This window comes from Rhodomicrobium vannielii ATCC 17100 (genome assembly GCF_000166055.1).
GTDB lineage: Bacteria > Pseudomonadota > Alphaproteobacteria > Rhizobiales > Rhodomicrobiaceae > Rhodomicrobium > Rhodomicrobium vannielii.
This window is the reverse complement of record NC_014664.1, coordinates 2,935,985-2,954,822: the sequence shown is the minus strand read 5'-3', so window position 1 is coordinate 2,954,822 and position 18,838 is coordinate 2,935,985. Positions and strand designations below refer to the sequence as shown.

At 62.0% G+C, this 18,838-nt stretch carries 15 protein-coding genes; 7 read left to right on the top strand and 8 right to left on the bottom strand.

From position 1 onward, the window contains the following. The first annotated feature begins 124 nt into the window (after nt 1-124). Nucleotides 125-649, top strand: coding sequence for a sigma-70 family RNA polymerase sigma factor (locus RVAN_RS13675; RefSeq protein WP_013420301.1), 525 nt, complete (start codon nt 125-127; stop codon nt 647-649). A 53-nt stretch (nt 650-702) separates the two neighbouring features. Here RVAN_RS13675 and RVAN_RS13670 read toward each other — a convergent pair whose 3' ends face one another. Then, nucleotides 703-1,617 carry a prephenate dehydratase gene (locus tag RVAN_RS13670; RefSeq protein WP_013420300.1) on the bottom strand — a complete coding sequence of 305 codons (915 nt, stop codon included), beginning with the start codon at nt 1,615-1,617 and terminating at the stop codon, nt 703-705. Nucleotides 1,618-1,893: 276 nt separating this feature from the next. Between RVAN_RS13670 and RVAN_RS20530 the strand changes: the two genes are divergently transcribed. Beyond that, nucleotides 1,894-2,046 (top strand): hypothetical protein, encoded by a 153-nt coding sequence (locus RVAN_RS20530; RefSeq protein WP_013420299.1) that lies wholly within the window; start codon nt 1,894-1,896, stop codon nt 2,044-2,046. Between the two features lie 71 nt (nt 2,047-2,117). On the opposite strand, the gene RVAN_RS13665 is transcribed toward RVAN_RS20530, so the two are convergent. From RVAN_RS13665 to RVAN_RS13650, 4 genes are all read right to left on the bottom strand, one after another. After that, nucleotides 2,118-2,840 carry an ATP-binding cassette domain-containing protein gene (locus tag RVAN_RS13665; RefSeq protein WP_041789236.1) on the bottom strand — a complete coding sequence of 241 codons (723 nt, stop codon included), beginning with the start codon at nt 2,838-2,840 and terminating at the stop codon, nt 2,118-2,120. Between the two features lie 77 nt (nt 2,841-2,917). Continuing rightward, the gene (locus RVAN_RS13660) at nt 2,918-3,610 is read right to left on the bottom strand and encodes an amino acid ABC transporter permease (RefSeq protein ID WP_013420297.1); all 693 of its coding nucleotides are present in this window, start codon (nt 3,608-3,610) and stop codon (nt 2,918-2,920) included. 7 nt (nt 3,611-3,617) lie between these two features. Next, nucleotides 3,618-4,352: an amino acid ABC transporter permease gene (locus RVAN_RS13655; protein WP_013420296.1), complete on the bottom strand. Its 735-nt coding sequence runs from the start codon at nt 4,350-4,352 to the stop codon at nt 3,618-3,620. 57 nt (nt 4,353-4,409) lie between these two features. Next, nucleotides 4,410-5,318 (bottom strand): amino acid ABC transporter substrate-binding protein, encoded by a 909-nt coding sequence (locus RVAN_RS13650; RefSeq protein WP_013420295.1) that lies wholly within the window; start codon nt 5,316-5,318, stop codon nt 4,410-4,412. Nucleotides 5,319-5,612: 294 nt separating this feature from the next. Here RVAN_RS13650 and RVAN_RS13645 point away from each other — a divergent pair, with 294 nt between their 5' ends. From RVAN_RS13645 to lon, 3 genes are all read left to right on the top strand, one after another. Next, nucleotides 5,613-5,900: a DUF3175 domain-containing protein gene (locus RVAN_RS13645; protein ID WP_013420294.1), complete on the top strand. Its 288-nt coding sequence runs from the start codon at nt 5,613-5,615 to the stop codon at nt 5,898-5,900. 183 nt (nt 5,901-6,083) lie between these two features. Beyond that, nucleotides 6,084-6,491, top strand: a complete 408-nt coding sequence (locus RVAN_RS13640; RefSeq protein WP_013420293.1) for an Hsp20/alpha crystallin family protein — start codon at nt 6,084-6,086, stop codon at nt 6,489-6,491. A 54-nt stretch (nt 6,492-6,545) separates the two neighbouring features. After that, nucleotides 6,546-8,918 carry an endopeptidase La gene (gene lon, locus RVAN_RS13635; RefSeq protein ID WP_041789234.1) on the top strand — a complete coding sequence of 791 codons (2,373 nt, stop codon included), beginning with the start codon at nt 6,546-6,548 and terminating at the stop codon, nt 8,916-8,918. Nucleotides 8,919-8,943: 25 nt separating this feature from the next. Here lon and RVAN_RS13630 read toward each other — a convergent pair whose 3' ends face one another. Continuing rightward, entirely contained in the window at nt 8,944-9,162 is a 219-nt protein-coding gene (locus RVAN_RS13630; RefSeq protein WP_013420291.1) for a hypothetical protein, read from the bottom strand. Between the two features lie 154 nt (nt 9,163-9,316). On the opposite strand from RVAN_RS13630, the gene RVAN_RS13625 reads away from it, so the two are divergent. Next, on the top strand, nt 9,317-11,539 hold the full coding sequence (locus tag RVAN_RS13625) for an amylo-alpha-1,6-glucosidase (RefSeq protein ID WP_013420290.1): 2,223 nt from the start codon (nt 9,317-9,319) through the stop codon (nt 11,537-11,539). A 709-nt stretch (nt 11,540-12,248) separates the two neighbouring features. On the opposite strand, the gene RVAN_RS13620 is transcribed toward RVAN_RS13625, so the two are convergent. Continuing rightward, on the bottom strand, nt 12,249-14,702 hold the full coding sequence (locus RVAN_RS13620) for a hypothetical protein (RefSeq protein WP_013420289.1): 2,454 nt from the start codon (nt 14,700-14,702) through the stop codon (nt 12,249-12,251). Nucleotides 14,703-14,743: 41 nt separating this feature from the next. After that, a complete protein-coding gene (locus RVAN_RS13615; protein ID WP_013420288.1) occupies nt 14,744-16,870 on the bottom strand; it encodes a glycoside hydrolase family 3 N-terminal domain-containing protein in 2,127 nt (708 codons plus the stop codon). A gap of 100 nt (nt 16,871-16,970) precedes the next feature. On the opposite strand from RVAN_RS13615, the gene RVAN_RS13610 reads away from it, so the two are divergent. After that, the gene (locus RVAN_RS13610) at nt 16,971-18,758 is read left to right on the top strand and encodes an ABC transporter ATP-binding protein/permease (protein ID WP_013420287.1); all 1,788 of its coding nucleotides are present in this window, start codon (nt 16,971-16,973) and stop codon (nt 18,756-18,758) included. Nucleotides 18,759-18,838 lie beyond the last annotated feature (80 nt).

The window sequence follows — 18,838 nt, the reverse complement described above, 5'->3', positions numbered from 1 at the left end:
TGTGAGTTGCAACACGACGCGAGAGATGATCGTTCCAGTAGTGTCGGCCACGCAAAGCCGAAGCCTTACTTTCTTAACACTCGGCACTTATATCTATTGTAGGTAGAAGAAATGCTTATTCCAGATGCCCGATAATCGCGACGTAACGACCGACACTATCGCAGCGATGAAGGCAGAGATCCCGCGCCTGCGCCGTTTCGCGCGCTACATGACGCGCGATGCCGATTATTCCGACGACCTCGTGCAGGAGTGTCTCGCGCGCGCCATCGCAAACATCGGGTCGTGGCAACCCGGCACCAATTTACGCGCGTGGCTTTTCGTTATTCTGAAAAACGTTTTCCGAAACGACAAGCGGCGCGCTCAACACGACATCGCCTATCGCAACGGGCTTGAGAGGGATGCGCCGCTTTACAGCGCGCCGCAGCAGCTCAATCACCTCGTCCTGTCCGAGGTGCAGAACGCATTTCTCGACCTCACGGAGGATCATCGAGAGGTGCTGATGCTGATCGCGGTGGAAGGCCTTCGCTACGAGGAAGCGGCGTCGGTGTTGAATATTTCCGTCGGAACGGTGAAATCACGGCTCTCGCGGGCGCGCAACGCTCTGCGTGCAGCCATCGACGTCCCGGCCGCAAATCAGCATCAGGAATAACGCGACGGCAGAATAGCCGCCGATTCGCGCGGCTTCAGCCGATTAACGCGTGTCTATCGCGCGGAGAACAGCGCGCGCGGTTCGTCCAACGGCAATTTCTTCAGCGTGTCGCGGAACGGGCTCGCGGGATAGGTGCCGAGCACAACGACCTCTGTCGAATAGAACGCCAGTTCCTCAAGTGAAAGCTTGAGCGGGCGATCCTCGGGATGGCCCTCAACGTCTGCATAGAACATCGTGGCGCTGAAGCTGCCTTCCGGCTGATAGGATTCGAGCTTCGTCATGTTCACGCCGTTCGTCGCGAAGCCCCCGAGCGCCTTGTAAAGCGCGGCAGGCACGTTGCGGACGCGGAAGACAAAAGTGGTCAGCGTGGGGCCATTGCCCGACGCGGGCATCACCGCTTCATCCGCGAGTGCGAGAAAGCGCGTGGTATTGTGCGCCGCGTCCTCGATGTCGCTTTTCAGGATGCGCAGCCCATAGATATCGGCGGCGAGCTTCGAGGCGATGGCCGCCTTGGTCGGATCGCCCTCCTCAGCCACCATGCGCGCGGACCCGGCAGTGTCGGCCTCGGGCACAGGCCGCAGGCCAAGCTTCTGGATCGCGCTGCGGCACTGGCCGAGTGCCTGAGTATGGCTGTGGACCGTCTTCAGCGTGGACAGGTCCACGCCGGGCAGCGCCATGAGCTGGTGATAGATGCGCTCGAAATGCTCGCCGACGACATGCACGCCGGAATTCGGCAAGAGGTAATGAACGTCCGCAACCCGGCCCGCGACCGAATTCTCCACCGGGATCAGCGCATAGCGCACCGCGCGGTGTTTCACCGCTAGCAGCGCTTCCTCGAATGTGGCGCAGGGAAAGGGTTCGAGCGACGGATCAAAATTGATGCAGGCAATATGCGAATTCGCGCCCGGCTCGCCCTGATAGGCGATCTTCGCGGGCGTGGCCGTCGCGGCCGTTGAAATGGATGTCATCACTCTAACCTGTTTCGCCGAAGCGGCGCGCTGTCTTCACTTGCGAGGATTTCGCGCGCTTTTTCAAGATCGGCTTCGGTGTCCACCCCGCGAGGCGCGGTGTCAACTGCGGAAATGGGACTGTGCGCCCTGGGAGGCGGTGGCGCCGAGATTCCATCCATAACGAACTGCAACGTCGCGATCTTCGCAGGAAATCCGTGAACGACTGTTCCCACCGGGCGTTGTCTTCCAAGGTGTCGCGCAATCGGGCGCGCCCTTTCGGAAGCCGAGGATCTCATGGCAAAGTCGAGCAAGGAAAAATCGTCGGGCGAAACTGGTGAAAAGGCCGCCTCCGCCGCTGGCAAGGTGCTAGGCAAGAGCGAGGCGAGCAAGAAGGCCAAAACGGCGGCGGGGTCCGCACTTTCGCAGCGGCCAGAGAAGAAAAAGTAGGTTCGTGGTGGGCAGACTGGCGTTAACCGCTTGTTAATAAAGGTTAACGCCTGTTAACTTTTGCCGCTTCATCAATGCGAGAGGATTTTCGAGAGGAAGAGTTGCGCGCGCTCCGAGCGCGGACTGCCGAAAAACTCTTCCGTGGGCACGTCTTCGACGATGGCACCCTTGTCCATGAATATAACCCGATTCGCCACCTTTCGCGCAAATCCCATTTCGTGCGTGACGACCATCATCGTCATGCCCTCGCGCGCAAGCTCCACCATCACGTCGAGCACTTCGCTCACCATTTCCGGGTCGAGCGCGGATGTCGGCTCGTCGAACAGCATCGCAACCGGGTCCATGGCGAGCGCACGGGCGATGGCGACGCGCTGCTGCTGGCCGCCCGAAAGCTGGCCCGGATATTTCGGCGCCTGATCGGAGAGGCCCACGCGTTGAAGCAGCTTCCGCGCCTTCGCGTCGGCTTCGTCCTTGCCGCGCTTCAGCACCTTGCGCTGCGCGAGCGTAAGGTTTTCCATGATGGTGAGATGCGGGAAAAGCTCGAAGTTCTGGAACACCATGCCGATGCGCGAGCGCAGTTTCGGCAGGTTCGTCGTGCGGTCGTTGACCTTAACGCCCTCGACGAAGATGTCGCCTTGCTGGAACGGTTCGAGCGCGTTCACGCATTTGATGAGCGTGGATTTGCCCGAGCCGGACGGCCCGCACACGACCACAACCTCACCCTTCTGGACCGATGTCGAGCAGGCGTCGAGCACCTGAAATTCGGGCGTGTACCATTTGCTGACGCCGATCATCTGGATGACGGGCGCGCCAGAGGACTGTTTCGCGGCCGAATTCGGCGTTGTCGTTGCCGTGGTCATGAGTGGAAGCCCTACCGAATGATTGCCGTGTGCGCCTGCAAGCGTCGGACCGCCTGCGAGGCCGCGAAGGAAATGAGGAAATAGACGAGCGCCGCGAAGATATACATCTCCGTGAGGCGTCCGTCGCGCTGGCCTATCTTACCGGCGATGCCGAGGAAGTCGTTCAGCGACAGCACATAGACGAGCGAGGTGTCCTGGAACAGCACGATGGTCTGCGTTAGCAGCACCGGCAGCATGTTGCGGAAGGCTTGCGGCAGAACGATACGCCGCATCACCTGCGTGTAGCTGAGGCCGAGCGCATAGCCCGCCGCGACCTGGCCCTTCGGCAGGGACTGGATGCCCGCGCGCATGATCTCCGAGAAGAACACCGCCTCGAACAGGCTGAAGGTAATCAGCGCGGTGAGGAACGGATCGATGGGGATCGGGCGCGGCGAGCCGACCATCTTCTGCGCGATGAACGGCACGAGGAAGAAGAACCAGAAGATCACGAGCAGCAACGGCAGCGACCGCACGAAGTTCACATAGGCGCCCGCGATCTGCGGCAGCGGCCATACGCCCGAAAGGCGCATCAGTGCGAGCACAGTGCCGAAGAGAGTGCCGAAAATCGCCGCGAGAATCGTCAACTTCAGGGTAAAGACCATGCCCTGGAGGAAGAGGTAGGGCAGCGCGTCGATGATGACCTGAAAATCGAAGTTCGAGAACATCGCCGCCTCACTTCGCCACGAGCATGCCGGGGACGGAGACGCCGTGCTCTATCCGCCGCATGACCGCTGTTATCGTGATGTTGAGTACGAGGTAGATCAGCGTCGCCGCCGTGAACGCCTGGAACGTCTGAAACGTGTAGCTGTCCATGTTGCGCGCGCTCTGCGTGAGTTCCGCTACGCCGATGGTCAGCGCGACCGACGAGTTCTTGATGAGATTGAGAAGCTCCGACGTCAGCGGCGGAAACACGATGCGATAGGCCATCGGCAGCAGCACGTTGGTGTAGCTCTGCCGTGTCGTCAGGCCGAGCGCTGTAGCCGCCATTTTCTGGCCGCGCGGCATGGACGTGATCGCCGCCGCAAGCTGCACCGCCACGCGCGACGACGTAAACAGGCCAAGCCCGAATGCCGCCGTGTAGAAGTTCGAGTGCGGCACCTGCTTCAGCCACATGCCGATATCGCGGGGGAGAAGCTCCGGCAGCACGAAGTACCAGAGGAACAACTGGACGAGGAGCGGGATGTTACGGAAAAACTCGACATAGGCGCCGCTCAGGCGCCGGACGAGAGGCGAGGGCAGCGTGCGGCAAACGCCGACGATGGACCCCACCACGAAGGCCACCACCGCCGCGATTACTGAAATTTCGAGGGTCAACTGAAGGCCGAGCAGAAGGGTGTAGGCATAGGTGCCCGTTCCCTCGGCCGACTCCTGCCAGAAGATGCTGAACCAATCGACGATCTTGTCCACGGCCCCGTCTCCGCGCTGCGAATAAAAGGCGAGGCGCCGGGGCGCCTCGCAATGCAATTAACGGATGTACGCGTCCGGGTCGGCCGCATCGAGCGGCGCTTCGAACTGTTTGGCGAGCGCGGGCGAGAGCGGCAGATTGAGGTTGATGCCCTTCGGCGGGATCGGGCTCTGGAACCACTTCTTGTAAAGCGCCGGGCCTTCCGTCTTGTAGATCTCCGCCGTGGCGTCATCGACCGCCTTCTTGAACGGCTCGTCGCCCTTCTGCAGCATGATGCCGTAAGGCTCGGCCTTCGAGAATGCGTCGGTCGAAATCACGTAGAGGCTTGGGTCTTTCGAGTTCGCTGCCAGGCCCGCAAGGAGGATGTCGTCCATCACGAAGGCTGCGGCGCGATCGGTCTCGACCATCAGGAAGCCTTCGGCGTGATCCTTCGCAGTAAGGATCGTCAGCCCGAGATTATCCGCCTGGTTGCGCTCGTTGAGCTGCTTGATGTTGGTCGTGCCCGCCGTGGAAACGACCGTCTTGCCCTTCAGGTCGGCAATCGAGTTGATGTTGCTGGCCTTCTTGGTGACGTACTTGCTTTCGGAGAGGTAGTGCGAGTTGGTGTAGGACACCTGCTTCTGACGCTCGGCGTTGTTGGTCGCCGAGCCGCAAACGAGATCCACCGTGCCGTTGGCGATCAGCGGGATGCGCGTGGAGGACGTAACGGCGACGTAATTCGTCTTGATGCTGTCGTCCTTCAGTTCCTTCTTCACTGCGTCGACGATCTTTTCGCAGATGTCCATCGCGAAGCCCACGGGCTTGTTTTCCGCGCCCAGATACGAGAACGGGATCGACGTTTCGCGATAGCCGATGGTGATGGTGCCGGTGTCCTTGATCTTCTTCAGTGTACCGGTCAGATCCTGCGCCTGAGCCAGTCCCGGCATTGCAAACAAGGCTAGTCCGAGTACCCAGCGGGAAAGGGCCATGAATGCAAACTCCTTTATTTGGTTGATTGAACGGGTTGAGAGCGCGTTGTCAGGATAAGCAAAAAGAGAGCGCGGATCGCATTATATGTTTCATCTGCTCACAGTAAATCTGCGTGTGAAACGGGCAAGCCGCATTTGTGCTCAATTTTACGGCATTTGCATAAGCTCGCGTCCTCATGACGCACACCGATGCAGCAGGCCTCCGACTTTTGCACACAAGTCGCCGACCGAACACCGGTCGCGCCCGAGCGTTCTCCCCGGCATGCGCCCTTCCGGCGCCTTGGGAGACAGCAGATGGCGAGTCAAAATCGATGGTCGCAGCATGTGACCGAAACGAGCGACGCGTTAAGCCTTGAACCCGATGTCTTCACGCTCGACGATCCGAGGAAAATCGCGGCCTCGCTGAAGGCCTCGGCGGAAAAGAGCGATCGCCGCAAGGCTCCGCCGTTCCGCTCGGCCATGTCGATGCTCACCTTCTACATCAACCGCGCAGGCCACAGTCTTTCCGCCGAGCGCAAACAGGTGCTCGAACGCGCGAAGGACGAGCTTCGCAAACTCTACGGGAGAGCCCCGCACCGGTAGCCTCGCCTTCCTTGCGAGGGAAGCGCCGCTCGCCCGCTGGATAATCCGTATTGCGAAGCCTTGAAAGCTGTCCCACCCACCGTCCATATTCATCCGGGAATAGCAGGCACCCCCATTCCCTCGATCCGGCTCGGGCTGTGGCTCTCACGCGCATCCGAGCATCCGATGTCAGGAACGCACTTCATGACAAAAAAGGAATTCACGACCTGGATGTGGTTCGAGGCGCTTGACCGCCTTTCCCGCGCCCAGCGTCTACACCAGCAGTTTTTTCAGGTTCATCATCAGGCGGGGCAACCGGCCTGGGAGCCGCCTGTTGATGTTCTCGAAACGAAGACCGAGGTGCTCATCCTGTGCGCGTTGCCGGGCGTCGATCCCGAAACCGTGGATGCGGTTATCGAGGGCGGCATGCTCACCGTCTCGGGCAAGCGCTCGCTGCCGGAGGAATTGCGCACGGCGCTCATTCATCAGCTTGAGCTGCCGCAGGGGCGGTTCGCGCGGCGCATCCCGCTACCGCCTGCGCATTATGTTTCGGTCCAGCGGCAGGCCAGCAACGGCTGCCTGCTCATCACCCTCGAAAAGAAATCTCTCTGACAAGGAAGCGTCATAATGGATCAATCCAAAACCGGTCCGGCGCCGGAGGCCGAGATGCAGCCCGGTGAAACCGTGGCGGATGGCACCGACGGTTCAAACGCGCTTCTCATCCTCCCGATCCGCGAAACGACGATCTTCCCCGGCACGCTCTTCCCGATCTCCATCGGCCGGCCGATTTCCATCGCGGCCGTTCAGCAGGCCATGCGCGAGGAAAAGCAGATCGGCATCCTCATGCAGCGCGACAGCAGCAACGCCGAGCCGCTCGGCAACGACATGCATCGCGTCGGCACCGTCGCGAATATCGCGCGCTACGTCACCGCGCCGGACGGCACACACCACGTCATCGTGCAGGGCGTCGAGCGGTTCCGCGTGCTTGACTTCCAGCAGGAACGGCCCGTGCTGATCGCGAATGTGCAGCGGATCGTCGAACCGTCGGAGGATGGCGCGGAGATCGAAGCGCGCATGATGGTGCTGCGCCAAAAGGCGGTCGAGGCGCTGGAGCTTCTGCCGCAGGTGCCGACCGAACTCGTCAACGCAATGCAGAACGCGACTTCGGGCGCAATGCTGGCCGACCTCGTGACGGCCTATATGGACATCCCGAGCGAGCAGAAGCAGGAAATCCTCGAAACCATCGATCTGCCCATCCGCATGGAAAAGGTCTCGCGGCTTCTGTCCGAGCGCATCGAGGTGCTGCGCCTCACGCAGGAAATCGGACGGCAGACGAAAGCCGTGTTCGACGAGCGCCAGCGCGAGGCCGTGCTGCGCGAACAGATGGCGGCGATCCAGCGCCAGCTCGGCGAGGGTGATGGCAAATCCGATGAGGTAGCCGAACTTGCCGCAGCCATTGCAAAGGCGCAGATGCCGACCGAGGTGGAGACGCAGGCGAAAAAGGAGCTTCGCCGCTATGAGCGTCTGCCCGAGCAGGCGGCCGAAGCGGGCATGATCCGCACCTATCTCGACACGCTCACCGAGCTTCCCTGGGCGCTGCCAGATGAAAAACCGATCGACATCGCGCAAGCGCGCAAGATCCTCGAAGACGACCATTTCGGCCTCGACAAGATCAAGCAGCGCATCATCGAATATCTCGCCGTTCGCAAGCTCGCGCCGCAGGGCAAGGCCCCGATCCTTTGCTTCGTCGGCCCGCCCGGCGTCGGCAAGACCTCGCTCGGCCAGTCGATCGCGCGCGCCATGGAGCGGCCCTTCGTGCGCGTCAGCCTCGGCGGCGTCCATGACGAGGCGGAAATCCGTGGCCATCGGCGCACCTATATCGGCTCGCTGCCGGGCAATATCATTCAGGGCATCAAGAAGGCGGGTCAGCGCAACGCGGTGATGATGCTGGACGAGATCGACAAGATGGGGCGCGGCATTCAGGGCGACCCGTTCGCGGCGATGCTCGAAGTGCTCGACCCCGAGCAGAACAATACGTTCCGCGACGCCTATCTCGGCGTGCCGTTCGACCTGTCTCGCGTGACCTTCATCGCGACGGCGAACATGCTGGACACGATCCCCGGCCCGCTCCTCGACCGCATGGAGATCATCCAGCTTGCGGGCTACACGGCGAAGGAAAAGCTCGAAATCGCCAAGCGCTATCTCGTGGCGCGCCAGCTTGAAGCGAACGGCCTCACCGCCGAGCAGGCGGGCATCGACGACGACGCGCTGACCGCCATCATCGAGGACTATACACGCGAGGCGGGTGTGCGCTCGCTCGAACGCGAGATCGGCAAGGTGCTGCGCAACGTCGCGGTGCGCATCGCCGAAGCGCCGGGCGAAAAGGTGCAGATCCACACGGACGACCTCGTGGGCATCCTCGGCCAGCCGCGTTTCGAGAACGAAGTGGCGATGCGTACCAGCGTTCCCGGCGTGGCGACGGGCCTCGCCTGGACGCCCGTCGGCGGCGACATCCTCTTCATCGAGGCGACGCGCGCACCGGGCAAGGGGGTGCTCATCCTCACCGGCCAACTCGGCGACGTGATGCGCGAAAGCGCGCAAGCCGCGCTCAGCCTTATCAAGAATCGCTCGGCATCGCTCGGGCTCGATCCGGCTCTCTTCGAGAAGAGCGACATCCACATCCACGTTCCAGCGGGCGCGACCCCGAAGGACGGCCCCAGCGCCGGCGTGGCAATGTTTACCGCGCTTTATTCGCTGCTGTCGGGGCGCACGGTGCGCAGCGACACGGCAATGACGGGCGAGATCAGCCTGCGCGGTCTCGTGTTGCCGGTTGGTGGCATTAAGGAAAAAGTAACGGCGGCGGCGCGCGCGGGGTTAACGCGTGTTATGTTGCCTGCGCGCAATCGTCGCGATTATGATGACATCCCGGAAGAGACGCGCAAGAGCCTCGACTTCATATGGCTCGAACGCGTGGACGATGTAATCGCGGCTGCACTGGAAAGCGAGCCGCAGCCGGAAGCGCCGGCGTCGGTGCATTAGGGGCAAGCCGCGTTGGCCGCTTCGATCAGGACGGACGGGGAAACTTTTCGGCGTTCTCGTCCGTGAATTCCTTGTCGAGTTCGGCTTCGAGATCGACCAGATCCTGAGGAGGCGTGTAACCGAAGGCGCGAGCCTGGTTCAGCTTTTCCTTCAACTGGATGTAGAAGCCGAAGCGATCTTCGGGCGCGTCCGCAACCGTTTGCATGAGAAGATCGAGTTCAGCTTTCAGTGCTTCGAATGCCATGCCATTCTCCCATGAAACTGATCGCGGTTTTATGCGATGATGCAGTAAAATATCCGAGAAAGCATCAACAATTGCCCACCGGCGGCGCTTTAGCGCCGGGCAGTTGTTCATCAGGAGGCGGGGGCCAAACCATCAGCGAACGAAGAGGTTCTGAATGCTGGATGCGCCGAAAGACCCGAGCGCCTGCGACACGATACCGGAGAGCGAACAATCCCCGTTCTATATCGCCTCGGCAGGCGCTCCATCACGGCCGCGCTGCATTCTGAAGCAGAACGATTGCTTTGCGGTGATGGACAATTACGGCGACATCGGCTGCGCAAGCGATGAAGCCAGCGGGCTCTACTCTCACGACACGCGTCATCTGTCGAAGCTCTCGGTGTGCGTGAACGGCGAGATGCCGCTCCTCCTCGGCTCGACGATGCGCGACGACAATCTGAACATGCGCGCGGACCTGACCAACCCCGACATCCATGTCGATGGCGACGGGATCGGGCTGCTCAAGGACACCGTGCACATCAAGCGCACGATCTACCTCCACAATGGCGGGCTGGCGCAACGTAACGCGTTCGTCAATCATGGCGCTGAGCCCGTCTCGCTCGACCTCCTCTTTCATTTCGACGCCGATTTCGCCGACCTGTTCGAGGTGCGCGGCATGCGGCGCCCCGTGCGCGGCTCCCTGAAGAAGGAGGTCGTCGGCAAGGACAAGGTCAAGCTGAGTTACACCGGCATCGACGGAAAAGCGCGACAGACGACGCTCACCTTCGAGCCCGCTCCGGTCGAACTGACGGAGGCGACGGCGCGCTTCAAGATTACGCTCGCGTCGCGCGAGACCGAGCGCCTTTATGTGGCGATCAAGTGCGACGGGGAAGGGCAGCCCGCCGCCGACTCATTCCTCTGGGGGCTGTTTCACGCCCGCCGCGACCTCGTCGGCAAGCCGCACGAGATCGCGAGCGTCAACACATCCAATGCGGTGGTGAACGAGATCATCTGTCGGTCGCTCGCCGATCTGCGCATGCTGATGACGAAGACGACGGACGGCAAATATCCCTATGCGGGCATTCCGTGGTATTCCACGACCTTCGGTCGCGACGGGCTCATCACCGCGATGCAGCTTCTGTGGTTCGACCCGTCTGTCGCGCGCGGCGTCCTGAAGCGGCTCGCGCGGTTTCAGGCCACCACCTTCGACGACGCGTCCGATGCGCAGCCCGGCAAGATCCTGCACGAGATGCGCGGCGGCGAAATGGCCGCGCTCGGTGAGGTGCCCTTCGGCCTCTACTACGGCAGCGTCGATTCAACCCCGCTTTTCGTGCTGCTCGCGGGGCTATATGTCGAACGCACGGGCGACATCGCATTCCTGCGCGAGATCTGGCCGAACGTGATCGCCGCGCTCGATTGGATCGACGGGCCGGGCGACCCGGACGGCGACGGCTTCGTCGAATACGCGCGCGCCAATCAGAACGGCCTCGTCAATCAAGGCTGGAAGGACTCGCACGACGCGGTGTTCCACGCCGACGGCTCGCTCGCGGACGGGCCTATCGCGCTGGTCGAAGTGCAGGGCTATGTCTACGCGGCGCTGAAGGTGGCGGCGGATTGTGCGAAGCTTCTCGGCGAGATCGAGCGCGCGGATACGCTGATCGCGAAAGCGGAGCTTCTTCGTCTGAGGTTCGAGGCGGCCTTCTGGTGCGACGACCTCGGCACCTACGCTCTGGCGCTTGACGGGAAGAAGCAGCCCTGCCGCGTCCGCACGAGCAACGCGGCGCACGCGATGGCGACCGGCATCATGATGCCCGAACGCGCGCGGTATGTCGCAGACGATCTGTTACGGCCGCGTTTCAATTCGGGCTGGGGAATTCGCACGGTTGCCTCGGGCGAGGCGCGCTACAATCCGATGTCCTATCACAATGGTTCGATCTGGCCGCACGACAACGCCATCATCGCCGTCGGCCTCGCGCGTTACGGGCTGACGCAAGGCATCGCACCAATCTTCGACGGGCTGATGCAAGCGGCGGCTTATATGGACCAGCGGCGGTTGCCGGAGCTGTTCTGCGGCTTTCCTCGTCGGCGCAGCCGTGGCCCAACGCTGTATCCCGTGGCCTGTTCGCCGCAGGCATGGGCGAGCGGCGCGGTGTTTCACTTGTTACAGGCGGTGCTCGGGCTGCATTACAGCCTGCCGCAGCGCACGATCACGCTGCGAAATCCTGTGGTGCCGATGTCGATTGGCGAAATCACGATCCGCAACATGAGGCTCGGGGATGCGTCGATCAGCTTCACCGTCCGGCCGGAGCCAAGCGGCAATGTCTCGATCGGGGTGCTGGAACGGACCGGGAAGATCAATATCGCCGTGCTTCTCGATGCGGGCGACAGCGCCGCCGCGTGAAGAGTGCGGCGGGTGAATTGTGTGGCGGTCGCTCATGAGCTCGATGAGCGACCTCGCGCCGGATTTCGGCTGGCGGGTGCGCCGTGGTCCGCGGAAAGCGCGGCATTCTCGAAAGCAGGAGCCGGATCGGGCGGCCGGAAATCGCCGGTCTTGCTGCTTTCGACGGTCTCAATTCAGAAAAGCGACTGTCCCTTGGCGAGGTCTGAAGGCTCGCCGCCGCTGGTTAAACGCAACGAATACAAATTCTGTAGCTCTGCATCGTTCGCCGTGCGAACCCTGAGTATCAGGTAAATATTCGATCTTGCGATTGTTTAGCGAAGCCAGAGGTTCGCGGGGTCGAGATCGAATTCTTCCTTGATGAAAGCGAAGATAGTGGAGAGGCCTTCGAAGAGGATGTTCATGGTGTGCTCCGTTTTGCTTCAGAAGATGCAGCTTCTGCATCGATGAAAAGCGTTATAGGAACAAATCGTCTATTTTTTATTAACAATTAATACACCAAGTCATGTGTAAGGCGAGATGGCGTCCTTTTCGCGGCAACTTCATTGTTCGCGCGACATGAAAAGCGTCCAGATATTGCCAGATGCCGCCCTACACCGTTGCGCGGTTGCAACGCTTTGCTTCGTTTGGAAAAAAAGAAAGGGCCGAGTCAATGCTCGGCCCTTTGCTTGTTCTGCTATCCACCAGATTTCCGATGGACCGCCGCGATAAATCAGAACGCGGCGTTCATCACGAGATGCGGATCGCCATGCCCGTCGATGGTGCGGACTTCTTCCTCGGTGAGAACCTTGTACGCGTCCTTGCCGATGAGCTTCGCCGCCTCGCGCGTGATGTGCGCCCACGTGGAGTAGTTGGCGAACAGGAGACCGGCCGCATCGAGCGTGCCGCCGCGATTGACGTAGCCAAGCACGCGCATATGTTTCGGGCCGCCATCGATGCGACGAAGCACGCCGATGATGGGCTCAGGACGCGTATGCGTGACGACGACGCGCGGCAGTCGCGCCGGGAACAGCGCTTCCAGTTGCGCATCGGACAGCACGAACTTGCCTTCGACGTGGTCGCGCGGCTCGCGCAGACGGCCCGGTTCGACGACGATCGTAACCGCCACCTTGATGCCCTTCGCTTCGAGCCGCTTTCCGGCCTTGATCGCCTCCACCAGCTGATAAGAGCCGAGCGCGATCAACTGAACGTCCGCTTTCGCAAGATCGCCGGAGAAGGTCGCCGCGCCGGTCTCGTAGAGCTTCACCGCGAGTTCCGGCGAGACGAGCGACGGCACCGGGCGCTTCGAGACGACGAGCGTACCGATGGTGCCATGGTCGCGATAGATCGTGCGCATCGCCTCAACGGCGGTGTTCGCGTCCACCGGGAACAGCACGCGCGACGTGTCCGACATTTCGCCGAGCAGCGCCTCGGCCAGCGTCGGATCCTGGTGCGACTGTTCGTTCTTGCCGTTTTCCCACGCATGCGACGTGGCGATGACCGGCACGCCGATCCAGCCCGGCTTCTTGCCGAGATGCTTTTGGTGCCGCGCGAAGATGATGTCCTGGCGGAGCGCGCCAAGCATCTTGACGGCGAAGGCTTCGTAGCTGACCGAGAGGTTGAGGCCGCCCTTGTTGCCAAGCGCCGCGCCAATCACGGCTTCTTCGTTCAGCGCGGTGATGATCGCGCCTTCCGTCGATTCCGGCACACCTTCTTCCGGCACGTTCACGCGGTGCTTCAGATGCGCGAGCGTCAGGCCCATCTGGTTCGAACCGAGTTCGTCGGGGTTGCCGACGCGCGGGCGAAGGTTCGGGTTCGCCTTCACGAGATCCACGAAGAAGCGGTCAACCGCTGACATCGGCGAGACGTCGACACCAACCTCGGACCACACAGTTTCGGGGAACGCCGGCGTTGCCACATTGCGCGCCGCGATCGGATGGTCGCCTTCCTTCGGGCGGTGCTGCTCGGCGTGGACATTGAACGCAGCGATGGACGTTTCAAGTTCGGCGGGCGGCACGAACAGAGCTGCCGCACCCTCGATGAACTCCTTGCGCGCGGCTTCGTCGTGGCGAGGATTGCCGAGGAGCGGCGTTCCGTGCGCGCGGTTCGTGCCAGCACCGGGGAAGCCGTAGCCCTTGATGGTGCGCGCGACCGTATAAGGCAGACGGATCGGATAATCGCGCTTGCCCGCGAGCGTCAGCGCACCGCGACCTTCGAGCTTCGACTCCGAAATGAGGATCGACCAGGCGAAAGCCGCCGGATCGGTTCCGTCGATATCGATCGGGTCGAAGTTGTTGATGCGCAGGTGGTCGTTCAGCCACTCGGTGCCGCCCTGCTGCTCGATCTCGCTGCGTTCCTCGATGCGGCGGCCGTTCAGGATCATGATCGGCGCGACGAGGCCGCTGTCGCCAGGACGCCACCAGCGCGAGGACCATTCACTGCCGCGCTGCTCTTCGAAAGCGCCGTCGGAGAGGATCGCGACGAGCTTCTCGCCCTTCAGCGGCATGTGGACATATTCCACTTCCGCGAAGCCGAGATAGCCGCCTTCCATCGTCGCGCCAGCCGTGTTCGGGTTGGCGTGGCTGCCAAGCGGCACGCCGGGCGAGCCGTCCGGCGCGATGGCGTAGGAGTAGAAGTCGCGGACGAGGTTTTGCAGGCCTGCGGCGTTGCGCGAATAGCGGTCTTTCTGCTGCGGCGTCTGATTGTCGAGCAGAAGGTTCACGGATTCGATAGCGGCGACGGTGTGTCCCTGCCCCATGACCCATGAGCGCGTTTCGCCGGTCAGGGCGTTCGCGAGGAAGTAGCCGACATAAGCGGGCGCGACGTTGAGCGAGCCACCGGTGTGGCCTTCCGGCGCGTGCTTGAAGTCGTTGGCGGCGAGCGGGCGACCTTCAAGGTCGACGCGGGTCGCATAGGTCATGTGGACGACGATCCACATCGCGGCGCTGGTCAAGCGGTCGGCCGCGATGAGCTTATTCAGGATTTCGTCGAGGTTTTTCGCCTTGCCCGCCTTGATCAGCGTTTCGGCCAGGCCATAAATGCGCACCTGGGTGACGTCCTGGTGCTTGATGACGCCATAACCTTCGGCCCATTTGCGGAACAGCGGGTTCTGGCCACGCAAGGCCGCCGCCAGCTCCGACACGTCAAGAGACGTGTGGTTCGCGATTTCGTATTCAGATTCAGACATGTATCGTACCATCCAATTGAGGGGGGAAGTGATCGAGCCGGTTAATCGACTGTTACAACGCGAACACGACAGCGCGTTAACAACGCAGCGTCAGCGCTCGGGCCTGTAAGGATTTCGATTTCACCGGGTTCAATGCGACGTATGGCGTCGGCATCGGGGAATGAAAAATCGTCGGTCGTCAGATCGAAGCGCGCCGTAACGCGTTCGCCCGAAAGTGTTTTTATCTTGGTGAAGGCTTTCAGTTCGAGGAGGGGTCGCGTCACGGAAGCAAGCGGATCGCGGATAAACAAATATACAATTTCTTCGGCCGCCATACCGCCGACATTCGCGATGTCGACTTCCACCGCGACGCTTTCACCGGCGCGCAGCGTCTCGACGCTCGCACGCGGCTCACCATAGTCGAACGTAGTATACGCGATCCCGTGGCCAAAGGGAAATTTCGGTTCGTTCGGCGCGTCGATATATTTACTCGTGTCGTGATTTTCGGGATCGGCGGGGCGTCCCGTCGGGCGTTCGCCGTAATAAATGGGGATTTGGCCCACATCAAAGGGCCAACTCAGCGGGAGCTTGCCGCTGGGCGATACTGCCCCGCTGAGGATGTCGCCGAGCGCGTTGCCGGCTTCCGAGCCGAGGAACCACGCAGCGAGAACGGCGTCGGCCTTCTCGAACAGCCACGGCGCGACCAGCGGTCGGCCCGAGGTCAGCGTCACGATAACCGGCTTGCCGAGTTCGAAAACCGCTTCGGCGAGGGCGCGCTGCGCTTCGGGGACGACAGGGCGCGCGCGGCTGTTAGCCTCGCCGGACATGTTGGCGGTCTCGCCGAGGCACAAGAGCACGGCATCGGCGGAGCGCGCGGCTTCGAGCGCGGCGGGTATGTGCGCGCCGTTCGCGTACACGATCACGGTATGCGGAAACGCCGCCTTGACGCCGTCGAGGAAACTCACCGCCTCCGAAGCTTCGCCCGCCGCACGCCAAGGCCCGAGCATCTCGCCGGGTGCGTCGGCCAGCGGCCCGATGACGGCGAGGCGGCCTGTTTGCGCCGAGAGCGGCAGCACGCCGTTGTTTTGCAGAAGCACGATGGATTTCCGGGCTGCCTCACGGGCAAGCGCCCGGTGCGCCTCAACCGTTGCGGGCGCAAGCGCATTTTCGCCGCGCGCATACGGCTTATCGAAAAGCCCGAGCGCAAGTTTCAGCGCGAGCACGCGACGCACGGCGGCGTCGATGGTCTCGATGCGGACGAGCCCCCGCGCCAGCGCTTCCGGCAAGCCGTCGGTGTAAGTGCCGCTCGCCATGTCGATATCGACGCCCGCGTTCAGCGCGAGCGCCGCCGCCTCCGCTGTATCCGCCGCCACGCCGTGCTTGATGAGTTCCGCCACGGCGAAGAAATCGCTGATGAGCAAGCCGTCGAAGCCGAGGCGCTCGCGCAGCACGCCGGTCAACAGCGCCCGATGCGCGGTCAGCGGCACGCCCGCCAGTTCGATGAAGGCGGGCATGATGGCTGCGACGCCTGCATTAACCGACGCGGCGAAGGGCGGAAGGTACACCTCTTCGACGGTGCGTTGCGAGAAGTCGGCGGAGGCATATTCGCGCCCCGCGTTGACAGCGGCATAGCCCGCGAAATGCTTCGCCGTTGCCGCGAGGGCATCGCCGCGCGCCAGATCGTCCGTCTGAAAACCCTTGACCTTCGCCTCTGCGAAGCGCGCCGTCACAACCGGGTCCTCGCCTGCGCTTTCCACGATGCGGCCCCAACGCGGATCGCGCGCAACATCAAGCATGGGCGCATAGGTCAGCGCGATACCGTCCGCCGCCGCCTCGATGGCCGCCGCGCGCGCGGTGCGTTCCCAAAGGTCAGGATCGAACGCTGCCGCTTCGCCCAACGGAACGGGAAAGATCGTGCGATAGCCGTGCAGCACGTCGAGCGTGAAGAGCAGCGGAATTTTGAGGCGCGACTCTTCGACCGCAGCCTTTTGCGCCGCAAGGATCGCGCTCGCGCCGCGCAGATCGAGAACGCTGCCCGCGCGACCTGCCGTAATATCGGCAACCTTCGGCGCAAGAAGCGTCGAACCGGCTGCGTCGAAATCGGCCCTTATCATCGCAAGCTGGCCGACCTTGTCTTCAAGGGTCATCGCCTGAAGCAGGCCCTCGATCCGTGCAGCGTCTTCCATCATCGAACGCAGCCTTGGCCCTTGGGTGGTCAATCTTCGACTTACGGATTATAAGGACCGCCAATGCCGGTCAACCCCCTTCTTCCCTAGCGCGTTAGAAAGTATGTCTTCCGTGAAGCAAAATGAGACGGCCCCTCAGGAAAGTGTATACAGCCAAGTACGCTCTCTTTGGAAAATTATAGATGGTCCAAGGGCGCGTAATGGTCTTTTGTTGTTTGGTGGCGCAATAACTGGCGTAATTGCAACAAATGCACTTGTGCAGATTCGTCTCAACACGTGGCAAGGCAACATCTACGACGCTATCGGCACGCGCAATTTGTCGATCTTCATGAATGAGGTCGTCATATTCCTGGTGATCGTGAGCACGCTGTTGTGTCTAGGCGTGGCGCAGACCTGGTTGCACGAAACCCTCAAGGTGCGCCTGCGCAAGGCAGTAACCTTCGACCTGCTCAAGGAGTGGCTTTCTCCGCGTCGCGCGTTTCAGCTACCGCTCACCGGCGCGATTAGCGTCAACCCGGACCAGCGCATTCAGGAAGACACGCGGCGGCTTTGCGAACTCACAGTCGATCTCGTCGTGGGGTTGATCCAGTCTACCCTCTTGCTTGGCGCCTTCGTTGGTGTGCTGTGGGGACTGTCCGCGCAGGTTGTATTTGTCTACGAAGGCAACGCGTTCACCATACCGGGCTACATGGTGTGGGCCGCCATCGGATACGCGGCCATCGGGTCGCTTTTCACATGGCTCGTGGGGCGGCCTCTCATCGCCGCGCACACCGATCTTCGCGTCGCCGAGGCTGATTTCCGCATCAACCTCGTCCGGGTGAACGAGTCGGCTGAGGAGATCGCGCTCGTGCACGGCGAGGCGGCCGAGCGCGAGCTTCTGCACCGCCCCGTCGATACCGTGCTCACAATCATGCAGAAGATCGCGAACCGGCTCGCGGCGCTCGGCTGGGTGACGGGCAGCTACGGTTGGCTCGCGCTCCTCGCGCCGCTGCTTCTGGCCGCGCCTGGTTATTTTTCCGGCTCGCTTTCGCTCGGCGGACTGATGATGGTGGTCGGCGCTTTCGGTCAGGTTCAGGCGGCGCTTCGGTGGTATGTCGACCGCTTTCCCACCATCGCGGAATGGCGCGCCATGCTCGCGCGTGTCATCGGCTACCGGACGGCGCTGCAAACGCTCGAAGAGAAGAGCAGCAAGACCTCGCACATCCGCTACGAGCAAAGCGCGGATAACTCGGTCACGCTCGAAAAGCTGTGTGTTTACGCTCCGAGTGGCCGCGTTACGTTGAGCGAGCCGCTCGTGAGGGTGGCCCCCGGCGAGCGCATCCTGATTGCGGCCGCGCCGAAATCGGGCAAGACGACGTTCGTGAAGGCGCTCGCGGGCATCTGGGGCTGGGGCAAGGGGACGATCAGCTATCCCGCCGGCCAGCGCATCGCCTTCGTGCCGGATAAGATTTATCTGCCGACCGCAAGTCTGAAGACAGCGCTCGCCTATCCTCGTCCGGCCGAGGAAATCGACGACGTCGAAGCCATCAAGGTACTCGAACGCGTGCGGCTCGGGAAGCTGGCGTCCGATCTGAATGTCGAGCGACGCTGGGATAAGGAGCTTGCGCTTGATGAGCAGCGCCGTCTGATGCTCGCCAACATGCTTCTCTACAAGCCGCAGTGGATCATCCAGGACGAATCCATCATCGAACTCGACGATGAGAGCCGCAATCTCGCCGCTTCCATTTTCACGCATGAACTCGCCGACACGGCGCTCATCAGCGTCGGGCGCTTCGATCCGGGGAACGGCTTCTACACGCGGAAAGTCGACTTGTGCACGACACCACCGTCGCTGCATATGCCGCTCAGGCTGGAGAATGGCGAGTTGCGGGAGACGCCCGAACACGCCTGAAAACGCGCGATGTTCGTCATAGCGCCGACCTGGCAGGATTTGTTACCAGAGCCGGCTTGGAACACGAGCGAAAGTGCTGA

Coding starts and splice junctions, on each gene's coding strand:
- RVAN_RS13675 (WP_013420301.1), top strand. CDS start 125: ATGCCCGATAATCGCGACGTAACGACCGACACTATCGCAGCGATGAAG.
- RVAN_RS13625 (WP_013420290.1), top strand. CDS start 9,317: ATGCTGGATGCGCCGAAAGACCCGAGCGCCTGCGACACGATACCGGAG.
- RVAN_RS13650 (WP_013420295.1), bottom strand. CDS start 5,318: ATGGCCCTTTCCCGCTGGGTACTCGGACTAGCCTTGTTTGCAATGCCG.
- RVAN_RS20530 (WP_013420299.1), top strand. CDS start 1,894: ATGGCAAAGTCGAGCAAGGAAAAATCGTCGGGCGAAACTGGTGAAAAG.
- RVAN_RS13660 (WP_013420297.1), bottom strand. CDS start 3,610: ATGTTCTCGAACTTCGATTTTCAGGTCATCATCGACGCGCTGCCCTAC.
- RVAN_RS13640 (WP_013420293.1), top strand. CDS start 6,084: ATGACAAAAAAGGAATTCACGACCTGGATGTGGTTCGAGGCGCTTGAC.
- RVAN_RS13610 (WP_013420287.1), top strand. CDS start 16,971: ATGTCTTCCGTGAAGCAAAATGAGACGGCCCCTCAGGAAAGTGTATAC.
- RVAN_RS13670 (WP_013420300.1), bottom strand. CDS start 1,617: ATGACATCCATTTCAACGGCCGCGACGGCCACGCCCGCGAAGATCGCC.
- RVAN_RS13665 (WP_041789236.1), bottom strand. CDS start 2,840: ATGATCGGCGTCAGCAAATGGTACACGCCCGAATTTCAGGTGCTCGAC.
- lon (WP_041789234.1), top strand. CDS start 6,546: ATGCAGCCCGGTGAAACCGTGGCGGATGGCACCGACGGTTCAAACGCG.
- RVAN_RS13620 (WP_013420289.1), bottom strand. CDS start 14,702: ATGTCTGAATCTGAATACGAAATCGCGAACCACACGTCTCTTGACGTG.
- RVAN_RS13630 (WP_013420291.1), bottom strand. CDS start 9,162: ATGGCATTCGAAGCACTGAAAGCTGAACTCGATCTTCTCATGCAAACG.
- RVAN_RS13615 (WP_013420288.1), bottom strand. CDS start 16,870: ATGATGGAAGACGCTGCACGGATCGAGGGCCTGCTTCAGGCGATGACC.
- RVAN_RS13645 (WP_013420294.1), top strand. CDS start 5,613: ATGGCGAGTCAAAATCGATGGTCGCAGCATGTGACCGAAACGAGCGAC.